The sequence below is a fragment of the Streptomyces sp. P9-A4 genome, assembly GCF_036634195.1.
Classification (GTDB): domain Bacteria; phylum Actinomycetota; class Actinomycetes; order Streptomycetales; family Streptomycetaceae; genus Streptomyces.
Map to the genome: position 1 here is coordinate 5,596,927 of NZ_JAZIFY010000001.1, position 23,495 is coordinate 5,620,421.

Sequence of the window (23,495 nt, forward strand, 5' to 3'; positions counted from 1 at the left end):
CGGTCACAGTGCAGCGCTGGCGTGGCTTGGAGGACATCCCCCAGGACTGGGGGCGCAGCGTCGTCACCATCGGCTCCTACGACGGGGTGCACCGCGGACACCAGCTGATCATCGGGCGGGCCGTCGAGCGCGCCCGTGAGCTGGGCGTCCCCTCCGTCGTGGTCACCTTCGACCCGCACCCGTCCGAGGTCGTGCGGCCCGGCAGCCACCCGCCGCTGCTCGCCCCGCACCACCGGCGCGCCGAGCTGATGGCCGGCCTCGGAGTGGACGCGGTGCTCGTGCTGCCGTTCACCGCCGAGTTCTCCCAGCTGTCCCCGGCCGAGTTCATCGTCAAGGTGCTCGTCGACAAGCTGCACGCGAAGGCCGTCATCGAGGGCCCCAACTTCCGCTTCGGACACCGGGCCGCGGGGAATGTCGCCTTCCTGTCCGAGCTGGGCGCCACCTACGACTACGAGGTCGAGGTCGTCGACCTGTACGTCAGCGGCGCGGCCGGCGGCGGTCAGCCCTTCTCCTCCACCCTCACCCGCCGGCTCGTCGCCGAGGGCGACATCGCCGGTGCCGCCGAGATCCTCGGCCGCCCGCACCGCGTCGAGGGCATCGTCGTCCGCGGCGCCCAGCGCGGCCGGGAGCTGGGCTTCCCGACGGCCAACGTCGAGACGCTGCCGCACACCGCGATCCCGGCGGACGGCGTGTACGCCGGGTGGCTGACGGCCGCGGGGGAGCGGATGCCGGCGGCCATCTCGGTCGGCACGAACCCGCAGTTCGACGGCACCGAGCGGACCGTCGAGGCGTACGCGATCGACCGCGAGGGCCTCGACCTGTACGGGCTCCACGTGGCCGTGGACTTCCTGGAGTACGTCCGCGGGATGCTGAAGTTCGACACCCTGGACGATCTGCTCCAGGCGATGGCCGCCGATGTGAAGCGGTGCCGCGAGCTGACGGACACGTACGACACGGAGAACCCCTCCGCCGGCTGAGCTCTCCGCCGCACGCGCTCTCGCCGCACCGGGCGAAAGCCCGAGTACGGTCCAGTACGAGGGCTTCCGCCCGGCACGCCGAGCGCACGCACCGGACGCCGTGGGGCCGCCCTTCGGGCGACGACGGGAGTGTGACGACAGGCCCCAGGGCAGACAGGGCCGGGCCTCCGCCCTCTCAGTCCGTCGCCCCCCGCGTCACCCAGTGGCACGCCACCGCCCGCCCCCCGCCGGTCGTCAGGATCGGCAGGTTCTCGTTGCGGCAGCGGTGCTCCACCTCGTTCGCCTCGCCCGAGGCCAGGATCTGGCAGCGGGCGTGGAAGCGGCAGCCGGAGGGGATGCGGGACGGGTCCGGGGGCTCGCCGGTCAGGACGACCGGGTCGCCGCCGGACTCCGGGAGCACCGACAACAGCGCCTGTGTGTAGGGGTGTCGCGGGTTGGTCAGGACGGATTCCACCGTGCCGGTCTCCACGACCCGGCCCAGGTACATCACCGCCACCCGGTCCGCGATGTTCCACGCGAGACCCAGGTCGTGGGTCACCACCAGTGCGGACAGACCGAGTTCGTCCCGCAGGCGCAGCAGCAGCGCCAGGATCTCGCCCCGTACGGACGCGTCCAGGGAGGCCACCGGCTCGTCGGCCACGATGAGTTCGGGCTCCAGGACCAGTGCTCCGGCGATGACGACCCGCTGCCGCTGGCCGCCGGACAGCTCGTGCGGGTAGCGCAGGAAGAAGCGCTCCGGTGGCCGCAGCCCGGCACGCGCGAGCGCTCCGGCGACCGCCTCCCGCTCGTCGCCGGCGTATCCGTGGATCCGCAGTCCCTCCGCCACCGCGTCGTACACGGTGTGCCGGGGGTTCAGCGAGCCGCTGGGGTCCTGGAGGACCAGCTGCGCCCGCTTCCGGTAGGCCTTGAGCGCCCCGGAGGAGTACCCGAGCGGCTTCCCGTCGAAGGCGACCGTGCCCGAGGTCGGCCGGACCAGGCCGAGGAGCGAGCGCGCGAGGGTCGTCTTGCCGCAGCCGGACTCCCCGACGAGGGCCACGATCTCGCCCGCGCCGATGTCCAGGTCGACCCCGTCGACCGCGCGCGCGGGCGCCGCGCCCCGCCGCCCGGGGAAGGTGACGTGCAGCCCGCGCGCCGACAGCAGCGGGCCCCCGGCCGACTCCGTACGCCCGGCCGTCCCCGTACCCCCCGCCGTCTCCGTACCTCCGGCCGTCTCCGTACTCATGACGTGCTCCCCACATGGACGCAGGCGGCCCGGTGCCCCGCACCCGCCTCCCGCAGCTCCTGGTCGTGTTCCGCGCACGCGTCCACCGCCACCGGGCAGCGCGGACGGAAGGTGCAGCCGCCGGGCAGGTCGGCCGGGTCCGGCGGGTCGCCCGGCAGTCCGCGCGGCGCCCGCCGGGAGGCGAGGTCCCCGACGCGCGGGAACGCCGAGGACAGCGCCCGCCCGTATGGGTGCCGGGCCGCCTCGTACACCGTCCGCGCCGGCCCCTCCTCGACGACCCGGCCCGCGTACATCACGGCGAGCCGGTCGCAGGTGTCGGAGAGGACGGCCAGGTCGTGGCTGATCATCAGCAGGCCGATGGACTGCTCGGCGACGAGCCCTTCGATCAGCCGCAGGATCTGCGCCTGGATCATCACGTCGAGCGCGGTCGTCGGCTCGTCCGCGACGATCAGCCGGGGGTCGCAGGCCAGGGCCATCGCGATCATCACGCGCTGCCGCTGGCCGCCGGACAGCTCGTGCGGGTACGCGGCGGCGCGGGCGGCCGGCAGTCCGACGTGCTCCAGCAGCTCACCCGCCCGCTTCCGGGCCGCCGCCGGGGTCGCCCGGCCGTGTACGAGCAGGGGTTCGGCGATCTGGTCCCCGATGCGGTGCACCGCGTTGAGCGAGTGCATCGCGCCCTGGAAGACGATCGACGCGCCCGCCCAGCGCACGGCCCGCAGCCGCCCCCACTTCATGGCGAGGACGTCGTCGCCGTCGAGCCGGATCTCGCCCTCCACCCGCGCCGACGGGGGAAGCAGCCGCAGCAGCGCGAGCGCCAGCGTGGACTTGCCGCAGCCGGACTCGCCGGCCACCCCGAGCTTGCTGCCCGCCTCCAGGGTCAGGTCGACCCCGCGCACGGCGGGCACGGCGTTCGCGCCCGTCCCGTACGTCACATGGAGGTCCCGTACGTCGAGGAGGCTCATCGCCCCACCCCCAGCTTCGGGTTGAGCACGGACTCGACCGCCCGGCCGCACAGGGTGAACGCGAGCGCGACCAGGGCGATGGCGATGCCGGGCGGGGCCAGGTACCACCAGTGCCCGGAGGAGACCGCGCCCGCCTCGCGGGCGTCCTGGAGCATCCCGCCCCAGGAGACCACCGTGGGGTCGCCGAGCCCGAGGAAGGCGAGGGTCGCCTCGGTCAGGATGGCGGTGGAGATGCCCAGCGTGGTCTGCGCGAGCACCAGCGGCATCACGTTGGGCAGGACGTGCCTGCTCATGACGTGCCCGTGGCCGCCGCCGAGCGCGGTCGCCCGCTCGATGTACGGGCGGGACTCGACCGCGATCGTCTGGGCCCGCACCAGGCGGGCGGTGGTCGGCCAGGAGGTCACCCCGATGGCCAGGACCACCGTCCACATCGACCGGGACATGACGGTGGCGAGCACGATCGCGAGGACGAGGGTCGGCATCACCAGGAACCAGTCGGTGATCCGCATGACGACCGTCGAGAACCAGCCGCCGTAGTGCCCGGCGATGATCCCCACGAGCGTCCCGATGGCGACCGAGAGGACCGCCGCGAGCAGCCCGACGAGCAGCGAGATCCGCGCGCCCCAGATCAGCAGACCGAGCAGCGAGCGCCCGAACTGGTCGGTTCCGAGCGGGAATTCGGCGCTCGGTGACTCCAGGGCCGTACCGGGCGCCTCCGTCACCGACTGGACGTCGGCGCCGACGAGCAGCGGCGCGGTGAGCGCGAGCAGCGCGATCACGGCGAGCCCGGCCAGGCCGTAGAGCCCGGCGCGGTGGCCGCGGTAGCCGCGCCAGAAGCGGGCGACGGTGCCCCGTCGGCGTTCCCATGTGAGAGAGGTCATCGGCCCACCCGGGGGTCGAGCAGCGGATAGAGCAGGTCGGCGACCAGGTTCATCAGGATCATCGCTCCGGCGAAGACGACGAACAGGCCCTGGACCAGAGGCAGGTCGGGCACGCTGAGCGCCTGGTAGAACAGCCCGCCGAGCCCCGGCCAGGAGAACACCGTCTCCACCAGGATCGATCCGGCCGCCACATGCCCGAGATTGATGAAGATCATGGTGACGGTCGGCAGGAGCGCGTTCGGCACGGCGTGCCGGCGGCGTACGTCGTCGTCCCGCAGCCCCTTCGCGCGCGCCGTCGTCAGATAGTCGCCGCCCATCTCGTCGAGCAGCGAGGAGCGCATCACGAGGAGGGTCTGCGCGTAGCCGACCGCCACGAGGGTGACGACCGGCAGGACGAGGTGGTGGGCGACGTCGAGGACGTACGCGAAGCCGGTCTCGCCGGTGCCCGACTCCATGCCGCCGGTGGGGAAGAGCCCGGGGATCGGGCCGACGCCCACCGAGAACACGATGATCAGCAGCAGGCCCAGCCAGAACGAGGGCACCGACCACAGGGTCAGCGCGATCCCGGTGTTCAGCCTGTCGCCCGGACCGCCGTGCCGCCAGGCCGAACGGGTGCCGAGCCAGAGCCCGAGCGCCGAGTAGATCACCACGGCGACGCCGGTGAGGAGCAGCGTCGCGGGCAGCTTCTCCGCGATCAGGTCCCCGACGGGGGCGCGGAACTGGAAGGAGGTGCCGAGGTCACCGCTGAGCGCCTTGGCGCAGTAGTCGGTGAACTGCTGCCACAGCGGCAAGTCGAGCCCGAACTGCCTCCGTAGCGTGGCGAGTTGTTCGGCGGAGGTGGGCGCGCCGTGCGTCATCGCCTTCACCGGGTCACCGGGGATGATCCGGAAGAGGAAGAAGCTGGTGACGAGAACGGCGAAGAGCGAGACGAGCGCGCCGCCCAGCTTCCCCGCCGCGTGACGGAGATAGCCGAGGGAGGAACCGGTGCGGGGTGCGCCGTCCGTGGCGCGGGCCTTGTCGGCCCGCGCCACGTCGGCGGGGGTGCTTGCCGTCGTCACGTACTACTCGCGGTCGTCGGCGGTGGAGCGGCGGCGCATTCCCAGGAAGACGCCGAGGCCGACGACGACCACCACGGCCGCGCCGATCCCGATGATCACACCGGTGTTCGAGCCGCCGTCGCCGGAGTCCCCGGACGCCGAGGCCGTCGGCACGGCCGACCACCAGCTCCAGTAGCCGTCCTGGCCCCACAGGTTTCCGGCTGCCTCGGGCATGGTCGTGATGGACTTGATCTGGTCCGTGCGGTACGCCTCGAGGGCGTTCGGGTAGGCCATGATGTTCATGTACCCCGTGTCGTACAGCCGGGACTGCATCCGCTTGACCAGATCCGCCCGCTTGGCGGCGTCGTACTCCACCGCCTGCTGCGCGTAGAGCCCGTCGAACTGCTTGTCGCAGATGAAGTTGTCGGTGGCCCCGGAGTCCTTCGGCGTCGCCGGGAGGGTGCCGCAGGTGTGGATGGACAGGACGTAGTCCGGGTCGGGGTTGACCGACCAGCCGTCGAAGGCGAGGTCGTAGTCACCCTTGACCCACGGGTCCGAGACGCTGTCCAGGCACTCCACCTTCAGACCGATGCCCAGCTTCCCCCACCACTCCTGGAGGTACTTTCCGACCGCCTTGTCGTTGGGGTCGGTCGCGTGGCACAGGATCCGGAAGTCCAGCGGCCTGCCGTCCTTGCCGACCCGCTTGCCCGCGGCGTTCTTCCGGTACCCGGCCGCGTCGAGGACCCGCTCCGCCGCCGCCGGGTCGTACGCCCGCTTCTGCGCGGCCTCCGGCTTCCAGAAGTACGAGCCGAAACGCGGCGGGATGTATCCGTCGCCCTCGACCGCGTGGCCCTGGAAGACCTTGTCGACGAGGGTGGCGCGGTCCACCGCGAGGAAGAGCGCCTTGCGCACCTCCGGGTCGAGCAGCGCCTTGTGGCCGTTGCCGAAGGTCTTGCCGTCCTGGGCCTTCGCGCCGGGATTGGTGGCGAGGGCGTAGAAGCGGCGGCCGGGGGCGTCGTTGACCTTGATGTCCTGCTGGGTCTTCAGCGCGGCGGCCTGGGCCGGCGTCAGGTTCGGTACGAAGGACACCTCGCCCTTCTGGAGGGCGGCGACGGCGGCGTCCCCGTCCTTGTAGTACTTGAAGACCAGCTCGTCGAACTTCGGCGCGCCCCGCCAGAACTTCTTGTTCGGCTTGAGCTTGATGTACTGGTCGACCTTGAAGTCCGTGATGACGAACGGGCCGTTGCCCACGATGGGGAACTGCTTGTCGTTGTTGAACTTCGAGAAGTCGCCGACCTTCTCCCAGACGTGCTTCGGCACGATCGGCACGTCGAGCGCCGTCATCGTCGCCTGCGGCTTCTTCAGCCGGATCACGAGCGTCTGCGGATCGGGGGCGGTGACCTGCGCGAAGTTGGCCGTGAAGCTGCCGTTGGCGGTGGCCGCGTTCGGGTCGGTCATCATCTTGTTGAAGGTCCAGGCCGCGTCCTCGGCGGTGGCCTGCTGCCCGTCGGACCACATCGAGTCCTTGCGGATCGTGTACGTCCACGTCAGCTTGTCCGGCGAGGAGGTCCACGCGGTCGCGAGGCCCGGGACCGCGTGGGCGTCCTTCGGGTCGTAGTTGGTGAGGTACTCGTACGCCAGCCGGTGGATGCTGGTCGAGGTGAGCTTCTGCGCCAGGAACGGGCTGAGCGAGTCGATGCTCTGCGAGACGGCGACGGTGAGCGTCGTCCCCCCGGCGGACTTGTCGTCCTCCGCGGCGGCGGTACCGGGGACGGCCACGAGCGAGACGGCGGTGACACCGCAGGCGAGCAGCAGACGGAGGGCTCGGTGGGCGGCAGGACGGGGTGGAGCCTTCGTGACCATGACCATGGGACGTGACCTCGCGTCGGGGTTCTGTCGTGGATCTTGGGCTGACGTTGGGTGAAGCGAAGGTTTATCAGCGGTGGTCTGCCGTCGTCAACGATCCCTCAAACCCCTTGTGGACTGGGGGAATACCAAGAGGCCCCGTACCGGGTGACCGGTACGGGGCCTCATTGGTCTAATCCTGTGACGCCTTACTGCTGAGGGGCTGGCGGAGCCTGTCCGGGGCCCTGCGGGGGCCAGTTGTGGGGCGTGACCTGCTCGTCGTTCCCCTGGCCCTGATCCTGTGGATCGGCCTGCGGCGGCAGCGGCTGACCGGCCCCCGGCTGCTGCCAGCCCTGGGGCATGCCGGGCTGCCCGGGAGGTGCGCCGTAGGGCTGACCGGGGGCGGGCTGTCCGCCGTACGGCTGACCGGGGACGGGCTGCTGACCGGGCATCGGCTGCTGGCCGGGCATGGGCTGGCCGGGCATCTGCTGTCCGGGGAGGGGCTGAGCGCCGTAGGGCTGACCGGGCGCGGGCTGTCCGCCGTAGGGCTGCCCCGGCGCCGGCGGCTGCCCGTACGGCTGCTGCGGCGGGTACGGCTGCCCGGAGGCCTGCTGTCCGGGTCCGGGCCGGCCCGGGAACGGCTGGCCGGGCGCCGGCTGTGCCCCGTACGGCTGACCCGGTACGGGCTGCCCGGGAGCGAACTGCCCCGGAACCGGCTGCCCGGGGGCGAACTGCCCCGGCATCGGCTGCCCGCCCGGCATCGGCTGACCCGGCATGGGCTGTCCGGGTACGGGCTGGCCCGGCGTCTGGTGGCCCGGCATCGGCGGGGCCATGTGCGGAGGCAGCGTCCCCTGGCCGTCGCCGGTCCACAGGCCCTGCGCCTGCTGCGCCCGTACGAAGTCCTCGGCCACCATCGCCGAGAGGTGGAAGTACGCCTCCCGGGTCTTCGGCCGCATCATGTCGAGGTCCACCTCGGCGCCGGCCGACAGGTGCTCGTCGAAGGGCACGACCACGACACCGCGGCAGCGGGTCTGGAAGTGCTGCACGATGTCCTCGACCTTGATCATCTTGCCGGTCTCGCGGACCCCGGAGATGACCGTGATCGAGCGCTGCACCAGGTCCGCGTAGCCGTGCGCGGAGAGCCAGTCCAGGGTCGTCGAGGCGCTGGAAGCGCCGTCCACGGAGGGCGTCGAGATGATGATCAGCTGATCGGCGAGGTCGAGCACCCCGCGCATCGCGCTGTACAGCAGACCCGTGCCCGAGTCCGTGAGGATGATCGGGTACTGCTTGCCCAGGACGTCGATCGCCCGCCGGTAGTCCTCGTCGTTGAAGGTCGTCGAGACGGCCGGGTCCACGTCGTTGGCGAGGATCTCCAGACCGGACGGCGCCTGCGAGGTGAACCGGCGGATGTCCATGTACGAGTGGAGGTACGGGATCGCCTGCACCAGGTCACGGATGGTCGCCCCGGTCTCGCGCCGCACCCGGCGGCCGAGCGTGCCGGCGTCCGGGTTGGCGTCGATCGCCAGGATCTTGTCCTGCCGCTCGGTCGCCAGGGTCGCGCCGAGCGCGGTCGTCGTCGTGGTCTTGCCGACACCGCCCTTGAGCGAGATGACCGCGATCCGATAGCAGGAGAGGACCGGCGTGCGGATCAGTTCCAGCTTGCGCTGCCGCTCCGCCTCCTCCTTCTTGCCGCCGAGCTTGAAGCGCGCGGCGCCGCCGGGCGTCCGGCTCGATTTGGGCTTCTGCTTGTTGTTCCGGAGCAGCCGGTCGGAGGAGAGCTCGACGGCCGCGTTGTACCCGAGCGGGGCGCCCGGCACGGACCGCTCCCGCTGGTCGTGCGTCACGGGCGAGGGCCAGGCGGCCCCGGTCCGGGGGTCGACCGGCGGCCCGCCGTCGTGCGGCGGCTGGGGGGCCGCGGCCTGCGGCGGTACGGCGGCGGGGTGCGGGTAGCCGTAACCGCCCTGCGCCTGCGGCGGCACGCCACTGGGGGCCCCGGGCTGCTGCGGGTAGCCGTAACCGGCCTGCTGCGGAGGGGTCCCGGGGTGCGGGAAGCCGTAGCCGCCCTGCGGGGCGGGGGGCTGGGGTGCCTGCGGATAGCCGTAGGAGCCGGGCGGCTGGGGCTGCGCGTGCGGCTGCGGCTGTGCCTGCTGTGCCTGCTCGGGCTGCGGCTGCGGGTAGCCGTAGGTGCCGGGTGCCTGGGGCTGGGCCTGCGGCGGTACGGGGCCGGGCGCGGCGGGAGTCGCGGGGGCCGGCCAGGCGGCGGTGGGCGGCAGAGGCGCGGCCGGGGGCACCGGCTGGGCGCCGGGCGCCGGCTGCGCGGGCCACTGCTGGGCGGGGCCGGGGGCGGCCGGCTGGAAGGACGGCGGAAGCGGCGGAAGACCGGCCCCGGGCTGCGCGCCGGCCGGGGCGAACGGGGGCTGCGGAGCGCCGGGGTACGGCCCGGGGGCCTGCGGCTGGGCGCCGTCGGCCGGCGGGTACGGCGCGGTGTCCTGCACCGGGGAGTCGGCGGGGGCCTCGGCGGGGACGGAGTCGGTGACCGGCGCGGAGTCCGTGACCGTGTCGGCGGGGTCTGCGGCATCCGCTTCGGCGGGGTCGGCGGTGGCGGCTTCGGGAGCGTCCGTCGGGGCGGCACTCTCGGCACCGGCCTCTACGGCCTCGACGGCGTCGGTGGTGTCACCCGCGTCGGCGGCGTCGACGGGCTCCGCCACGTCGGAGCCGGACGCGGCGACGCTCTCGGCAGCGGCCGAGTCGCTGTCCTGGCCCTGGTCCTGATCCTGGTTCCCGGCCGGATCGGAGTCCTCGTCGGCAGCCTGGACGGGCGCCGCGTCGGGCGTCGCCGTGGTCGCCGCAGCGGAGGCGGCGGCGGTCTCGGCCGCGCGGTCCGCGATCTCGCGCTGGAGCGCGGCGGGGGAGAAGCGCATGGTGGCGCCGCTCTCCACGTCCCCGCCCCCGAACGGCGCGGGGGGCGGCGACGCGGGCGCACCCGGCAGTGGGGAGGCGGGCGGGAAGTCGCCCGACAGCGAGGCATCGTGAGCGGCGACCGGAGCCGGTACGACCGGAGCCGGGACGCCTGGAGCCGGAGTGGCCGGAGTCGGGTTCGCCGGATCCGGGGTGGCCGGAGGAGCGGCGACCGGAGCCGGGGTGACCGGAGGAGTGACGACCGGAGGAGTGACGACCGGGGGAGCAACGACCGGCGGCGTGGCGGCAGGAGGCGCGACGACGGGCGGCGCGACGGCCGGAGGCACCGCGAAAGCCCCCCCGGCGGCCGGAGGCATCGCCGCGGGCTGCCCGCCCACCAGGGGCACCCCCGCCGGCGGCGTCCCCAGGGGCTGCCCGGCCACGGGCTCCGCACCCGGCGGCGGGGCCGAGGGCGTCATGGGCGGCAGGCCCGCCGGCGGCGCGGGCGGCACCGCCGGTCCCGCGTTCCAGCTCGGCTCGAAACCACTGCCCTGCGGAAGGCCCGGCACCGGGACGGGTGCTCCGTGCGGCGGCGGAGGAGTCGCGCCGCCGCCCCCCGTCGCGCCGCCCGCCCCCGTAGCGCCCGACGCGTTCTGCGTGTACCAGGCGGGCGGGGTGTAGTCGATCGTGAACTCACCCGTCATCTCGGCGGAATCCGCGTCGGACTGATCGTCGGCGGGCGGATTCCAACCCCCGTGGATCTCGTCGCGATCGCCGTTCACTTTGCCTCCTGGTGTGGTCGAGCACCCTTGTGCCGTGGTGGGCGGGGCCCTTCCACCCTAATCGGCGCGGGCAACCCCGGGGCAGGCCCGACCGCCCCTCCGCGCGGGTCCCCGTGACCCGGCCGGGCCGCCAAGTGACCCGCCCGCGCCGCAGAGTGAGAACCCCGACCGTTCAAATCGATGTAAAAGCGGACGTACTTGAACGACTTCGGGTCGTTCAGTCCATGCGGCGCGCGCCGCCCAACAATCCGGTCTCGGCGTCCGTCGCCTGCGTCATCACGAACTGGCGGTCGTTCGGGGTGCACCAGAGGGTCACGCCGTCCGCGAGCGTCGACAGGGCCTCGTACTCGTGGCGCGGCAGGCTCATGATCCGGCCGATCTGGGCGGCCTCGTCGGGTGACACCCGCTGCACGCCGACCAGGGAGGACTTCTCCAGGAGCCGGGGCGCGACCGGGCTCAGATAGGGGAGCAGCGTCACCACCGACTGCCAGGGCGCGGACACGACCCGGCCGCGCGGAGGCCGCATGCCGCAGTCGCGGACCACGACCACCGGACTGCCGGCGGACGCGCCCTGCGGCGGTACCCGCCCCACGTCGTGCAGCGAGATGCACGGCTGCCCGCCGCCCGCGGCCTGCGCGAGCCCGGTCCACGCCTGCGCGCGGCCGGTCTCGACGGCGATCCGGGCGCCCGTCGCCGCCGCCCGCAGCGCCATCACCTGCGCGGTCCACAGACCGCCGATGAGGGTGATGTCGTACGGGACGGGCCTGTTGATGCCGAGCACGGCGGGCCGGTTCTCGGCGTCGACGCCGATGACCATGCCGTCGTCGCCGACCGGCAGCGCCATCGCGTCGAGCTGTTCGAGGGGGACGGAGTGCCGGTCGCGGCGCGGCCCGACGAGCCCGAATCCGAACCGGGGCCGGGTGACCCGCCCGGTACGCCGGGGATCCGTCGCCCGGGAAGCGGCCCGGCCGGAACCGCCCGTGACACCGGGGATGCCGGAGACGCCGGTGGCACCCGAAGCGCCCGCGCGGTCCGGCGTACCGAAGGAAGGTGCGGACATCAGCGCGCACCCCCCAGCGGAAGCGTGGCGAGCATGCCCGGCACCTGTTCGCGGTCGAGTCGCACGAGTCCCGTCCTCACCCCGCGCGCCGCGCGCTCCAGTTCGTGCCGTGCGGCCACGAGTTCCTCGTCGCTGCGCCCGGTGATCCGTACGTGTCCGGTCACCGTCACCTCCTGCCGGTCCCCGCCGCTCAGCGTCAGGCTGAACGTCGTCGCGAGCGCGGGCAGCGAGGTCAGGAGCGCGACCAGCTGGGGCATCGAGGCCCCGCCGCCGCTCCGGCCGCCGAGCTGCGGCCAGCGCCCCACCCAGTACGTGGTGTGCCGGCGGTCGTCCACCCGCCAGGTCCGCGCGGTCTCCTGGGTCCTGCGCGCCTGCGCCTGCCCCCGGCCCGCCTGCGCGATGGCCATGGGGCTGGCGCAGGTCGAGGTGGCGAGCGCCGAGGTGAGTTCCTGCTCGGTCAGCACGCTCGCCGTGAACCCGGCTCCGGCGAGCCGGCTCGCCAACTGGTCCGCTGCCCGCACCACGCACTTCTGGGCGCCGGTCATGCCGCCGCCGCGGGCGTCCACCGCCTCCGGGCACAGTTCGGGGTCGAGCTTGAGCGCGATCCAGGTGATCCGGACCGCGGGGGACCCCGTCTGCGCCTGGAGCGGGCCGTAGTTGCGCGCGGCCATCGACTGCGCGGGCAGGTGCGGGGCGGGCGCCGGCTGGGTGTGCTGCACGATCTGCGCCGACTCCAGCCGGATGCCGTCCACGCTCAGGACGTCCCGGACGAGCGCGACGGGCAGCGGCTTCGCCGCGCGGTCCGGGCGCAGGGCCGTGCCGTCCGACTCGACGCGCAGGACGGCCGTCAGGAAGGTGCCGTCGCCGACCATGCCGACCGGCCGCCGGTCACGGTCGCTGTACGCGTAGGTCCGCAGCGCGGGGTCGCACTCCACGACCGGTGCGAAACCCGGCTCGGTGCCCTCCGGCACGGTGAAGGAGGAGGCCCGGCGGCCACGGGCCCGCAGCGCGAGGTAGGTTCCCAGCCACTCGGGCAGGGACCGACGGTGCCGTCGTACGACGGCCAGCAGGAGGAGCACGACGGCGACCACGCCCGCCGGCACCAGCAGCACCGGCTCGACGACCCAGGCGACGACCAGCAGAGCGGCCGCCACCTCGATCAGTACGAGTTGTTGCAATTGGAACGAACCGAAGTGTCCCGGCCGGGCCTGGAGCCTCGGTGACACCGAGGCGACGGGCCCCGGGGACGGGGGTGCGGTGGCGGTGGCCGCGGCGGGCCGCGTCCGCGTCGCGGAAGCCATGATGGAGAATCCCCCTCAATTCATCCCGATCACGCTGGCCCGCCAGGGCTTTGGCGGCCGGATCACCCTACCCGCCCCACGAACTCCACGGGACAGCAGGCATAGTAGGGGGCCGGTCCGACAGCCGGGGCCCGGGTGTCACCTCCCCGGCTCCCGCGCGAAGATCGCGCCTGACGAGAATGGGGACTCATGGCATCGCGGCGGGACGAGCTCAACGCGTACACCTTTGCGAAGAAGCGCACGGTGGCGGCATTCCTCCAACCCTCGCCCTCGGGCACGGAGGAGGGGGCGCCGAAGCCGCTGCGCGCACTCGTCCCCGGTCTGATCGTCGCCGCGCTCGTCGTCGCAGGCTTCGGCGCCTGGGGCATGTTCAGCCCCCAGGCCCCCAAGGGCTGGGACACTCCCGGCACCCGGGTCATCGTCGGCAAGCAGTCGACCACCCGGTACGTGGTCCTGCAGACCGGCAAGGGCGAGGACGCGAAGACCCTGCTCCACCCGGTCCTCAACCTCGCCTCCGCCCGACTCCTCCTCAACCCCGACCAGTTCCAGGTCGTCCAGGTCGCCGACAAGAAGCTCGACGAGGGCAAGCCGCCGCGCGGACCGATCCTCGGCATCCCGTACGCCCCCGACCGGCTGCCCACCGCCGAGGACGCGGGCAAGGCCAAGCGCTGGGCCGTGTGCGAGCAGCCCGGCGGCGGCGCGGGCGCCAGCGTCCAGAAGGCGGCCTTCCTCTTCGCCGAGCGGGACCTGAAGCGAACCGAGAACGAGAACCGCCTGTCGGACGGCGATATCCTCTACGTCAAGGGACAGAAGGGCGCCGCCCAGTTCCTCGTCGACCACACCGGCACCAAGTACCCGGTGAAGGCGGACTCCAAGGGCCTGCTCACCGCGCTCGTCGGCCTCCGCCGGGAGCCGCAGGCCGTCACCGACGACTGGCTCGCCACCCTGCGGACCGGCGACCCGGTGGACTTCCCGCGCGTCGAGGGCCGGGTCGGCGACCCCGCCGGCATCCCCGGAGACGGCCTGCGGTCGACGGACAACCGGATCGGCACGGTGCTGAGCGCCGAGACCGGCGCCGGGCTCCAGGACTACGTGGTCCTCGCGGGGAAGGTCCAGCCGGTCACCCCTTTCACCGCCTGGCTGCTCGTCAACTCCCCGCAGACCGGCGTCCTCGACATGGACGGCAAGATCACCACCGTCGACGCCTCCTCCTTCGAGCCGGACCCCACCCCGTTCAACGCGGGCGCCCGCTGGCCGCGGCTGAGGCCCAAGCAGGTCAACACCGGCACCGGCGACACCGCGCGCGACACCGTCTGCAGCGTGCTCACCGGCGTCAGCGACAAGGGCGTGGCGACCGTCACGACCTGGGCCGGCACCGAGTACCCCGCCGACATCACCGCGGGCGGCACCAGCACGTACGTCACCCCGGGCACCGGCCTGCTCTACACCCAGGTCCAGGGCGCCGGCCAGAAGACGCCCGGCGGCTCCCTGTTCCTCGTCACCGACACCGGCCTGCGGTACGCCGTCCAGGCCAACGGGGACAGCGACTCCGACCGTTCCGAGATCGGCGCCGGGGACAAGGAGAAACCGACCGACGGACGGCCGGAACCCAGCGAGGCCCAGAAGCGTCTCGGCTACGAGAACGTCCAGCCGGCCCTCGTCCCGATCGAATGGTCGGAGTTCCTGTCGAAGGGGCCGAGGCTCGACACCAACAGCGCGCGTCAGCCGCAGGGTTCCTAGGGGGTGGCACCGGTGACGACGTACCGCACGACGGCGTACCGCGCGGGCGCCCTGCTCGCCGCCGGCACGCTCACCGCCCTCCTCGCGGCCCCGGCCGCCGCCGCGGAGCCCGTACCGGGACCGTGGCGGCTCGACGGCAGCGGCGAGTGCACCTTCCCGATGAAGAAGCAGATCGAGGGCACCCCCTGGCCGCTCCAGCGGGTCCTGCTCGACGAGCTGTGGCAGGACACCAAGGGCAAGGGCGTCCGCGTCGCCGTCATCGACACGGGCGTCGACGACGTCAACCCGCAGCTGCGCGAAGCCGTCGACGCCAAGGCGGGGAAGGACTTCCTCAAGCCCGACAAGAAGAACCCGGGCTACGGCGACGAGCTGCGCGGCAAGACCGACGGCACCGTCGACGACGTCGGCCACGGCACCAAGGTCGCCGGCATCATCGCCGCCCACCCCCGCAAGGGCACCGGCTTCGTCGGTCTCGCGCCCGAGGCGACGATCATCCCGATCCGGCAGAACGACGAGAAGAACAGCGGCAAGTCCGACACGATGGCGCTGGCGATCGACTGGGCGGTCAAGCAGAAGGCCCACGTCATCAACATCTCGCAGGACACCACCCAGCCGCTCGCCGCGGACTCGCCCATGGGCCTGGCCATCGCCCGCGCGATCGAGGCGAACGTGGTGGTCGTCGCCTCCGCCGGGAACGACGGCATGGACGGCGCCTCCAGGAACACCTACCCGGCCGCCTTCCCCGGTGTGCTCGCCGTCGCCTCCTCCGACCGGAACAACGAACGCGCCGCGTTCTCCCAGTCCGGCGCCTTCGTCGGCGTCGCCGCACCCGGCGTCGACATCGTCTCCACCGTCCCCGGCGGCGGCCAGTGCGTCGACAACGGCACCAGCTTCTCCGCCCCGTACGTCGCCGGCGTCGCCGCCCTGCTCCGGGCCGAGCACCCGGACTGGACGGCCGCCCAGATCGTCGCCCGGATCGAGCAGACCGCCGTCCGCTCGATCAACGGCCGCGACAAGCACGTCGGCTGGGGCATCGTCGACCCGGTACGGGCGCTCGCCGACACCCCTCCCGGGGTGGCGCCCTCCGAGCCCACCGCCGACCCGGGCCCGCCCAAGGCGCCGGCCCCCGAGCCGGCCGCACTGGCGCTGTCGGAGACTCCCCGGGAGCGCTCCGAACGGCTCGCCACCTACGCGTTGGGGATCGGCGTCGTCCTGGTGGCCGTGGTCACCGGAACGGCCGTCGTGATCCGCGACAGCCGCAGGGGAAGGAGGGCCCGTTGACCCGCGTATCGGTCAAGTATCCGGACCCTCCTTTGCAGTTGGAACTGCCGCCGCCAATGGCTAAAGTGACCGCTGGGCGCACGGTAGTGCGAACCCAGCACGGGGGCGGCATCAGAAGATTCCCGTCCGCATCACGACCGGATGGCCCGACGGCCCGGCCGTCGACGCCACCGAAGGAAGAAGGGGCAAGATGTCGAAAGACCTGAACGTAACCAGTGCCGAACAAGTCAAGCTCGCCGGCCGGATCCAGGACTTCCACGACGAGCTCCAGGCCCGCATCACCTCCCTCAACGGCGTGGTGGACCGCATCCAGGCGGGCTGGCAGGGCGCTGCGAGCAAGGAGTACGACCGGGTCCAGAACGACCTGAACCAGCGTATGCGCAGCATGCGCGTCGAGCTCGTGAAGCTCGAGGAGATCATGCGCATGAGCGCGGACGGGTTCACGCAGGAGGAGGACGACCGTATTCGGTCCTTCCGCACCATGGACGACACCGCCGCCGGCCAGAGCGCCATCCTCGGCATGGCCTGAGCGGTCCTGCCCGACCAGTCCTCCGCGCCACTCTCACTTCAGGAGTCATCACCATGACCACTGCGGTCAATTACGACACCGTGACGCAGGCGGCGGCCGACGTCCGCCTCACCTCCAGCACCCTCACCCAGAAGCTCGAAGACCTCATGGCCGAGGTCAACCGCGTCGCCTCCAACTGGGAAGGCGAGGCGAAGATCGCGTACCGCGAGAGCCAGGACCGCCTGACCCGCGACATGGGCGGCATGAACACGGACCTGCGGCGCATCGCCCAGCTCCTCGACGAGTCGGTCGTCGGCTACCAGGACACCGACAAGGGCAACGCCGCCCGGTTCCGCATGATGTGAGCACCCACGCACACGCGTGAGGGGGTGGCCCGTCCGACGGGCCACCCCCTCACGCGTGCCACGGCGTCACCGCAGGTCGAACTCGCCGTCCTTGGCCCCCAGGACGAACGCGTCCCACTCGGCCTTCGTGTAGCGCAGCACCGTGTCCTTGTCGAGGGACGAACGCATCGCCACCCCGCCCTCGGGCAGCCGCGCGATCTCCACCCGCTCCTCGTCCGGGCTGGTGCCCGGCGCGCCCTCCCAGCTGACGCCCGAGATGTCGAGCGCGTACAGCTCGTCCTTCTGCCGCTGCTTCTCGGCGGCCAGAGCGGCGTCCGCGCTCTCGGTGGTGGTCTCGTCGACGTCGCTCATCGGCGCTTTCCCTTCGCGGTGGTGCGGCGGTCCCTCCCACACTAGTGGGAGGGACCGCCGCGCTCAGTGCTGTTCCGGCAGCCAGCCCAGCTGGACCAGCGGCGTGCCCCGCTTCCGCGACACGAACGTGCCCCGGCCCTGCGGCATCGGCCGCGCCCGGACGTTGCCGAGGATGTCGCCCTCGCCCGGATCACCGGACAACAGCACGCCCTGCGCGCCCAGTTCCTTCATCCGCTGCATGAACGGCTCGTACATCGCCCGGGAGGCACCGGCGGCGTTGCGCGCCACGATGAACCGGATGCCGACGTCCCGCGCGAACGGCAGGTTCTCCACCAGCACCGCGAGCGGGTTCCCCGAGTTGGTCGCCACCAGCTCGAAGTCGTCGACCAGGACGAACAGTTGCGGACCCGACCACCAGCTGCGGTCCCGCAGCTGCTGCGGGGTGATGTCGGGCTTCGGCGCCCGTTTCGTCATCACCGTGTTGATCGCGTCCATGTGCATCTGCATGGCCGACGCCATCGGCGCGTACTCCAGGAGGTGCGAGGGCGCCACCGCCTCCAGCATCGTCCGCCGGTAGTCGCCGACCACGATCCGCGCCTGCTCCGGCGTGTACCGCTCGCACAGCTGCTTGGCGATCAGCCGGAGCAGCGCCGTCTTGCCCGACTCGCTCTCGCCGAACACCAGGAAGAACGGGTCCGACTCGAAGTCGACGAACACCGGCTCCAGGTTCGTCTCGTCGATGCCGATCGCGATGCCGTGCTGCGGATACTCGAAGCCCTTCGGCAGCCGCTCCGCCGGCAGCTTGCGCGGCAGCAGCCGCACCGCCGGCGCCGGAGCGCCGGTCCAGCTCGACTGCACGGCCCGGACGAACGCCGCCGTGCCCTCCGACAGGTCGTCCGCCGAGCTCGCCCCGTCGATCCGCGGCAGCGCGCCCATGAAGTGCAGCTTCTCCGGCACCTGACCGCGACCCGGGACACCCGTCGGCACGTTCGCCGCGACCTTCCGGTCGAACTCGGAGTCCATGACGTCGCCGAGCCGCAGCTCCAGCCGGCCCAGCATCTGGTCCTTGAGCGCCGCGCGGACCTCCATGTACCGGGCGGCGGTGATCACCACGTGGATGCCGTAGCCCAGACCGCGCGCCGCGATGTCGGAGACGACCGGCTCCAGCATGTCGTAGTCGTTGCGGAAACCGCCCCAGCCGTCCACGACGAGGAAGACGTCGCCCCAGGCCTCGCCCGGCAGTTCACCGGCCGCCCGCTTGCGCCGGTAGGTCGCGATCGAGTCGATGGAGTTCGAGCGGAAGAACTCCTCCCGCCGGTTCAGTACGCCCAGGACCTCCGCGACCGTCCGCCGCACCCGCTCCGGGTCCAGCCGCGACGCCACCCCGCCGACGTGCGGCAGGTCGGCGAGCGAGATCATGCCGCCGCCACCGAAGTCCAGGCAGTAGAACTGCACCTCCGCCGGGGTGTGGGTGAGCGCGAACGACGAGATCAGCGTCCGCATGATCGTCGACTTGCCGGACTGCGGACCGCCCACCACCATCATGTGACCGGCCGCGCCCGAGAAGTCCCGGTACAGCACCTCGCGCCGCTGCTCGAACGGCTTGTCGATGAGGCCGAGCGGCACGGTGAGCCCGCCCTGACGCGTGTACTCCGTCGCCGTGAGCCCCCGGTCCGCCGTCTGCGCGAGACCCGGGAGCAACTGGTCGAGCGAGGGCGCCTGGTCGAGCGGCGGCAGCCACACCTGGTGCGCCGGCACCCCCTGACCCTCCAGACGCCGCACGATCACGTCGAGGACGGTGTCCGCGAGCGCGTCGTCCTCCTCGGCACGCTGCGCCGTGAGGTACGCCGGGTCCGGCGCCGCGTACACCACCGGCACCGGCGCCGCCGTGAACAGCGCGGGGCGCCGCTCCACCGGCAGCTGCCCGATCTCCAGGCGCGGCCCGCCCGTCCGGTAGGTGCCCGAGACGTACGCCGCCTTGAAACGCGTCATCTCGTCCGTACCGAACTTCAGATAGCCCGAACCCGGCACCGAGGGCAGGTGGTACGCGTCCGGCACACCGATCGCCGTCCGCGACTCCGCCGCCGAGAAGGTCCGCAGACCGATCCGGTACGAGAGGTACGTGTCCAGGCCGCGCAGCTTGCCCTCCTCCAGGCGCTGCGAGGCCAGCAGCAGATGCACGCCCAGCGAACGGCCGATGCGGCCGATCTGGATGAACATGTCGATGAAGTCCGGCTTGGCGGTGAGGAGTTCGGAGAACTCGTCGATCACGAGGACCAGCGAGGCCAGCGGCTCCAGCGGGGCACCCGCCGCCCGCGCCTTCTCGTAGTCGTGGATGTTCGCGTAGTTGCCCGCCGAGCGCAGCAGCTCCTGCCGCCGCTGGAGCTCGCCGCGGATCGCGTCGCCCATGCGGTCGACCAGCGTCAGGTCGTCCGACAGGTTGGTGATGACCGCCGCCACGTGCGGCATCTGCGACATGCCCGCGAAGGTCGCGCCGCCCTTGAAGTCCGCGAGGACGAAGTTCAGCGTCTCCGAGGAGTGCGTCACCGCCAGACCGAGCACCAGCGTCCGCAGCAGCTCCGACTTGCCGGAACCCGTCGCGCCCACGCACAGACCGTGCGGGCCCATGCCCTCCTGCGCGGCCTCCTTGAGGTCCAGCATGACCGGCTGGCCGTCCTCGCCGACACCGATCGGCACCCGCAGGCGCTCGGCCACCGACCGGGGCCGCCAGGTCCGCGCCACGTCCACCGAGGCCGCGTCACCCAGGTTCAGCAGATCCGTGAAGTCCAGATTGGCGAGCAGCGGCTCGTCGTCGTCCCCGCCGCCCATCCGCAGCGGCGCCAGCTGGCGGGCCAGCGCCTCCGCCGCGGGCAGCGAGATGCCGTCCGGCAGCCCCTCGTACGCGAAACCGCCGCCCGACTCCAGACGCAGCCGGCCCGGCCGCACCACCACGGAGAGGCCGCCGCGCGGCTCGTCCAGGTCACCGGGGACGACCTCCACGATCGTCACGCCCTGAAGACCCTCCGGCGCCGCCAGCAGCGAGTCCGGCGGCACCAGACCACCGTCCAGGACCACCACCACGTGCGGCTGGTCCAGGACCGGCTGGTTCTCCCGCGAGAACCGCGGCCGGCCGTCCAGCCGGGAGCGGACCAACTGCTCGAGATCGCCCAGGTCGTCGCCGAACAGCCGCTTCGTCCCCGCCCCGTCGACCTGGCCCGGAACCTGGGTGTGCGGAAGCCACTTCGTCCAGTCCCAGCGCTCCTGCGCGGGACGGGCCGCCACCACGGCCAGCATCAGGTCGTCGGGGGAGTGCAGCGTCACCAGCTGCGCCACCAGAGCGCGCGCCGTCGCCTGCGCCGACTCCGGCTCACCCGACACCGTCACGTGGTAGAACGCCCGCATCGAGACCGCCATCGGCAGCCCGTCCAGCGTGCCGTGCACCGCGAGGAACTGCTGCATCGCACCCGCGCACAGCGGCTCCAGCTCGTCCACGGGCGCCGTGTCCGGCGCCACCAGCGGCGTCGCCAGCTGCTGCGCGCCGAGCCCGATCCGGGCCTGCCCGAAGTCGTGGTCGCCGACCCGCCGTTCCCACACCCGGGAACCCTCGGCCACCACCGACCACAACTGCTCGGGGGAGGGGTGCAGATACAGCTGCGCGTCCCGCTGCCTGCGGGCCGTGCGCCGCACCGTACGCCGGGTCTGGGCGAGGTATTTGAGGTAGTCGCGGCGGACATCGGCCATTTGCCCCTGCGTACCGCGACGGAATCTGACGAACTGCGCGACGGCCATCGCGACCGTCGACGCCAGCATCAGCGTGCCCATGATCCGCATGATCGGCGACGGCGTCATGAAGAAGAAGACCACCGAGGAACCCATGCCGAGCATCGGCAGGAGCTGCATCAACGCCGACTCCTGCTGACCCCTGGGGAGTTCCGGCGGAGACTCCAGGACCAGTTCCTCACCGGGCACTTCCGGCGGAAGCGACCTCGGCGGGCGTTTGACGACGATCTGGCTCACCGGCGCATCAATCCCTCGTTGGAGGCGGGCTCGTGGCGGGAGCATCCGCTCGGCACCCCTGTCGGCAGCCGGGCGCACGGACTTCCCCCATGGGACGGCGATCCTACTTGCAGCCCCTACCGGCCGTCCCCGGTAGGGTGGCGCGCGCATCGTGCGCAACCGCGAATCAGGGGGTCCAGACACGTGAGTACGACCGCAGCGACCGGCTTCTGCCGCGTCACCGTCGTGGCGCCGGACAGCCGCATCGACGTCGCACTCCCCGAGGACATCGCCGTCGCCGACGTCTATCCGGAGATCCTGCGGCTCACCGGGCAGACCCAGGCCGCCGGCACCCCCACCGGGTACCACCTGGTGCGCCGCGACGGATCCGTCCTCGACGGCGCCCGCACCCTCGTCGCCCAGCAGGTCCTCGACGGCGAGGTGCTCTCCCTTCGCCCGTTCGCACAGTCGCTGCCGCCGGCCGTCTACGACGACGTGTCCGACGCCGTCGCCTCCGCCGTCACCCGCGACCGGCACCTGTGGAGCGACGAACTGCTGCGCGGCGCCGGACTCCTCGGCGGCGTGCTGCTCCTCGTCCTGATGGGCTTCGTCCTCTGGTTCGCCGACCCGGTCCGCCACGACATGCACAGCCTCCCCGGGATCATCGCCGGCGCCGGGGGCTTCCTGCTGACCGCCTTCGCCGGAGTACGCGCCCGCGTGTACGGCGACCGGGCGACCGCCGTCGCCCTCGGCCTCGGCGCCCTGCCCCTGCTGCTCATCGCGGGCTCCGGCATCATCGCCGCCGACCCGGGCCAGGGCCCCGGCCGCCTGCAGTTCCTGCTCGGCTCGGTGACCGTGCTCGTCGCCTCGGTGGCGCTCGTCGCGCTCACCCCCAGCGGTGACGCGCCCTTCGTCGCCGCCACCTTCCTCGCCGCCGTCGGCACCCTCGCCACCTTCCTGGCGATCCTCACCGACTCCTCCGCCACCGAGACGGCCGCCCTCTGCGCCCCCGTCGCGATCGGACTCGTCGCCTTCCTGCCCGGCCTCTCCGCCCGCTTCGCCCGGCTCCCCATCGGCTACGCGGCCCCGCGCAGCGCCGCCGACGACGAGTTCCTCGGCGACCCGCAGCAGCCGAACGGCCAGGAGGCGCAGCCCGTCGACGGCGAGCGCATCGCGCTCCAGGCCCGCCGCGGCCACGAGATGCTCCTCGGCCTGGTCGGCGGCTGCGCGGCCGTCGTCGTCGGCTCCGCCGCCGTCCTCGGCTTCGCCGGAAACGTCTGGGGCCAGCTCCTCGCCCTCGCCTCCGGCCTGGCGATGCTGCTGCGTGCCCGGCTCTTCCGCTACACCTCGCAGGTCGTCTGCGTCCTGGCCGCCGGCATCGCCGCCATCGCGCTGCTCGTCCTCGGCCTCTCCCTCAACCCGCCGGCGGACCTCGTCAAGGAGTTCCTGATGTACGGGGACCGGGGCGGCCTGGACATCCGTACGATCTGGCTCACCGCCTCCGTCGCCGCCGGCGCCGCCCTGATCACCGCGATCGGCCTGATCATCCCGAGGAAGGGCCTCTCGCCGTTCTGGGGCCGGCTGCTCGACCTGGCGGAGGGCTTCGTCCTGCTGTCCCTCGTCCCGCTCTGCCTCGCCGTCCTCGACGTCTTCACCAGCGTCCGCGCCCTCACCAGCAAGTAGCCGCCGGGCCCCGGGCCCGTACCAACCGGAGGCGGGCGGCCCCGGGCCCGCTCCGACGAGCTGGTACGCTGTGTGACGGCCGTTTGTGTACGCGCTCCCGGAACCTCGCCCGACCTGGTCGGGAACCTCTGGAAGCTGCGCTCATCGGACCTTCGCCCGTCGAGTCACGGAAGCTTCCCCTGAGACCTAGACCAGGGGCACTCGCGGGCGCACGAACACTCAAGAGGAGATCCGCGTGGCTCTCGACGCCGCTGTCAAGAAGCAGATCATGACCGAGTTCGGCACCAAGGAGGGCGACACCGGCTCTCCCGAGGTTCAGGTCGCGATGCTGTCGCGTCGCATCTCGGACCTGACCGAGCACCTCAAGCAGCACAAGCACGACCACCACTCCCGTCGCGGTCTGCTGATCCTGGTCGGCCAGCGCCGCCGCCTGCTGCAGTACCTGGCCAAGAAGGACATCCAGCGCTTCCGTGCCCTGGTCGACCGCCTCGGCATCCGCCGCGGTGCGGCCGGCGGCGCCAAGTAAGGACGCCGTGAAGGGAGCGGTTCCCACTTTCAGGGGGCCGCTCCCTTTGCTGTACGTGCACAAAGTGCGCATCGGCCCGT

The 23,495-nt window shown here is 72.5% G+C and carries 17 protein-coding genes; 7 read left to right on the plus strand and 10 right to left on the minus strand.

Annotation, left to right across the window (positions count from 1 at the left end):
* Positions 1–8 precede the first annotated feature (8 nt).
* Positions 9–977 carry a bifunctional riboflavin kinase/FAD synthetase gene (locus tag V4Y03_RS25345; RefSeq protein ID WP_317877202.1) on the plus strand — a complete coding sequence of 323 codons (969 nt, stop codon included), beginning with the start codon at positions 9–11 and terminating at the stop codon, positions 975–977.
* Between the two features lie 175 nt (positions 978–1,152).
* Here V4Y03_RS25345 and V4Y03_RS25350 read toward each other — a convergent pair whose 3' ends face one another.
* The 8 genes from V4Y03_RS25350 to eccE form a co-directional block, all read right to left on the minus strand.
* Positions 1,153–2,199, minus strand: a complete 1,047-nt coding sequence (locus tag V4Y03_RS25350) for an ABC transporter ATP-binding protein (protein WP_317877203.1) — start codon at positions 2,197–2,199, stop codon at positions 1,153–1,155.
* Positions 2,196–3,161: an ABC transporter ATP-binding protein gene (locus tag V4Y03_RS25355; RefSeq protein ID WP_317877204.1), complete on the minus strand. Its 966-nt coding sequence runs from the start codon at positions 3,159–3,161 to the stop codon at positions 2,196–2,198. The genes V4Y03_RS25350 and V4Y03_RS25355 overlap by 4 nt, the downstream gene beginning before the upstream one ends.
* Complete coding sequence (locus tag V4Y03_RS25360; protein WP_332436376.1) at positions 3,158–4,042, minus strand: ABC transporter permease; 885 nt, start codon at positions 4,040–4,042, stop codon at positions 3,158–3,160. The genes V4Y03_RS25355 and V4Y03_RS25360 overlap by 4 nt, the downstream gene beginning before the upstream one ends.
* Positions 4,039–5,100: an ABC transporter permease gene (locus V4Y03_RS25365; protein WP_317877206.1), complete on the minus strand. Its 1,062-nt coding sequence runs from the start codon at positions 5,098–5,100 to the stop codon at positions 4,039–4,041. Before V4Y03_RS25365 ends, V4Y03_RS25360 begins: the two co-directional genes overlap by 4 nt.
* A gap of 3 nt (positions 5,101–5,103) precedes the next feature.
* Positions 5,104–6,942 (minus strand): ABC transporter substrate-binding protein, encoded by a 1,839-nt coding sequence (locus tag V4Y03_RS25370; RefSeq protein ID WP_317877208.1) that lies wholly within the window; start codon positions 6,940–6,942, stop codon positions 5,104–5,106.
* Between the two features lie 191 nt (positions 6,943–7,133).
* Positions 7,134–10,604, minus strand: a complete 3,471-nt coding sequence (locus V4Y03_RS25375) for an SCO5717 family growth-regulating ATPase (RefSeq protein ID WP_332436377.1) — start codon at positions 10,602–10,604, stop codon at positions 7,134–7,136.
* A gap of 217 nt (positions 10,605–10,821) precedes the next feature.
* Positions 10,822–11,664: a hypothetical protein gene (locus V4Y03_RS25380; RefSeq protein WP_332436378.1), complete on the minus strand. Its 843-nt coding sequence runs from the start codon at positions 11,662–11,664 to the stop codon at positions 10,822–10,824.
* Positions 11,664–12,965: a type VII secretion protein EccE gene (gene eccE / locus V4Y03_RS25385; protein WP_332436379.1), complete on the minus strand. Its 1,302-nt coding sequence runs from the start codon at positions 12,963–12,965 to the stop codon at positions 11,664–11,666. Before eccE ends, V4Y03_RS25380 begins: the two co-directional genes overlap by 1 nt.
* Positions 12,966–13,154: 189 nt before the next feature.
* On the opposite strand from eccE, the gene eccB reads away from it, so the two are divergent.
* The 4 genes from eccB to V4Y03_RS25405 all read left to right on the plus strand — a co-directional run bounded on the left by eccB (position 13,155) and on the right by V4Y03_RS25405 (position 16,859).
* Positions 13,155–14,705 (plus strand): type VII secretion protein EccB, encoded by a 1,551-nt coding sequence (gene eccB, locus V4Y03_RS25390; protein ID WP_317874343.1) that lies wholly within the window; start codon positions 13,155–13,157, stop codon positions 14,703–14,705.
* A 159-nt stretch (positions 14,706–14,864) separates the two neighbouring features.
* Positions 14,865–15,986, plus strand: a complete 1,122-nt coding sequence (gene mycP / locus V4Y03_RS25395) for a type VII secretion-associated serine protease mycosin (RefSeq protein WP_442809575.1) — start codon at positions 14,865–14,867, stop codon at positions 15,984–15,986.
* Positions 15,987–16,176: 190 nt separating this feature from the next.
* Complete coding sequence (locus V4Y03_RS25400) at positions 16,177–16,515, plus strand: WXG100 family type VII secretion target (protein WP_056565814.1); 339 nt, start codon at positions 16,177–16,179, stop codon at positions 16,513–16,515.
* A 53-nt stretch (positions 16,516–16,568) separates the two neighbouring features.
* Positions 16,569–16,859 (plus strand): WXG100 family type VII secretion target, encoded by a 291-nt coding sequence (locus tag V4Y03_RS25405; RefSeq protein WP_056565811.1) that lies wholly within the window; start codon positions 16,569–16,571, stop codon positions 16,857–16,859.
* A 66-nt stretch (positions 16,860–16,925) separates the two neighbouring features.
* Here the strand turns inward: V4Y03_RS25405 and V4Y03_RS25410 are convergent, their stop codons facing one another.
* Both V4Y03_RS25410 and eccCa read right to left on the minus strand, forming a co-directional pair.
* On the minus strand, positions 16,926–17,210 hold the full coding sequence (locus tag V4Y03_RS25410; RefSeq protein WP_317874341.1) for a DUF397 domain-containing protein: 285 nt from the start codon (positions 17,208–17,210) through the stop codon (positions 16,926–16,928).
* Positions 17,211–17,273: 63 nt separating this feature from the next.
* The gene (eccCa, locus tag V4Y03_RS25415) at positions 17,274–21,227 is read right to left on the minus strand and encodes a type VII secretion protein EccCa (protein WP_332436380.1); all 3,954 of its coding nucleotides are present in this window, start codon (positions 21,225–21,227) and stop codon (positions 17,274–17,276) included.
* Positions 21,228–21,410: 183 nt separating this feature from the next.
* On the opposite strand from eccCa, the gene eccD reads away from it, so the two are divergent.
* Positions 21,411–22,889: a type VII secretion integral membrane protein EccD gene (gene eccD, locus V4Y03_RS25420; RefSeq protein WP_332436381.1), complete on the plus strand. Its 1,479-nt coding sequence runs from the start codon at positions 21,411–21,413 to the stop codon at positions 22,887–22,889.
* Positions 22,890–23,124: 235 nt separating this feature from the next.
* On the plus strand, positions 23,125–23,415 hold the full coding sequence (rpsO, locus tag V4Y03_RS25425; protein ID WP_056565800.1) for a 30S ribosomal protein S15: 291 nt from the start codon (positions 23,125–23,127) through the stop codon (positions 23,413–23,415).
* Positions 23,416–23,495 lie beyond the last annotated feature (80 nt).

Coding starts and splice junctions, on each gene's coding strand:
- V4Y03_RS25370 (WP_317877208.1), bottom strand. CDS start 6,942: ATGGTCACGAAGGCTCCACCCCGTCCTGCCGCCCACCGAGCCCTCCGT.
- eccE (WP_332436379.1), bottom strand. CDS start 12,965: ATGGCTTCCGCGACGCGGACGCGGCCCGCCGCGGCCACCGCCACCGCA.
- V4Y03_RS25355 (WP_317877204.1), bottom strand. CDS start 3,161: ATGAGCCTCCTCGACGTACGGGACCTCCATGTGACGTACGGGACGGGC.
- V4Y03_RS25360 (WP_332436376.1), bottom strand. CDS start 4,042: ATGACCTCTCTCACATGGGAACGCCGACGGGGCACCGTCGCCCGCTTC.
- V4Y03_RS25400 (WP_056565814.1), top strand. CDS start 16,177: ATGTCGAAAGACCTGAACGTAACCAGTGCCGAACAAGTCAAGCTCGCC.
- V4Y03_RS25380 (WP_332436378.1), bottom strand. CDS start 11,664: ATGTCCGCACCTTCCTTCGGTACGCCGGACCGCGCGGGCGCTTCGGGT.
- V4Y03_RS25350 (WP_317877203.1), bottom strand. CDS start 2,199: ATGAGTACGGAGACGGCCGGAGGTACGGAGACGGCGGGGGGTACGGGG.
- V4Y03_RS25410 (WP_317874341.1), bottom strand. CDS start 17,210: ATGAGCGACGTCGACGAGACCACCACCGAGAGCGCGGACGCCGCTCTG.
- V4Y03_RS25405 (WP_056565811.1), top strand. CDS start 16,569: ATGACCACTGCGGTCAATTACGACACCGTGACGCAGGCGGCGGCCGAC.
- mycP (WP_442809575.1), top strand. CDS start 14,865: ATGAAGAAGCAGATCGAGGGCACCCCCTGGCCGCTCCAGCGGGTCCTG.
- eccB (WP_317874343.1), top strand. CDS start 13,155: ATGGCATCGCGGCGGGACGAGCTCAACGCGTACACCTTTGCGAAGAAG.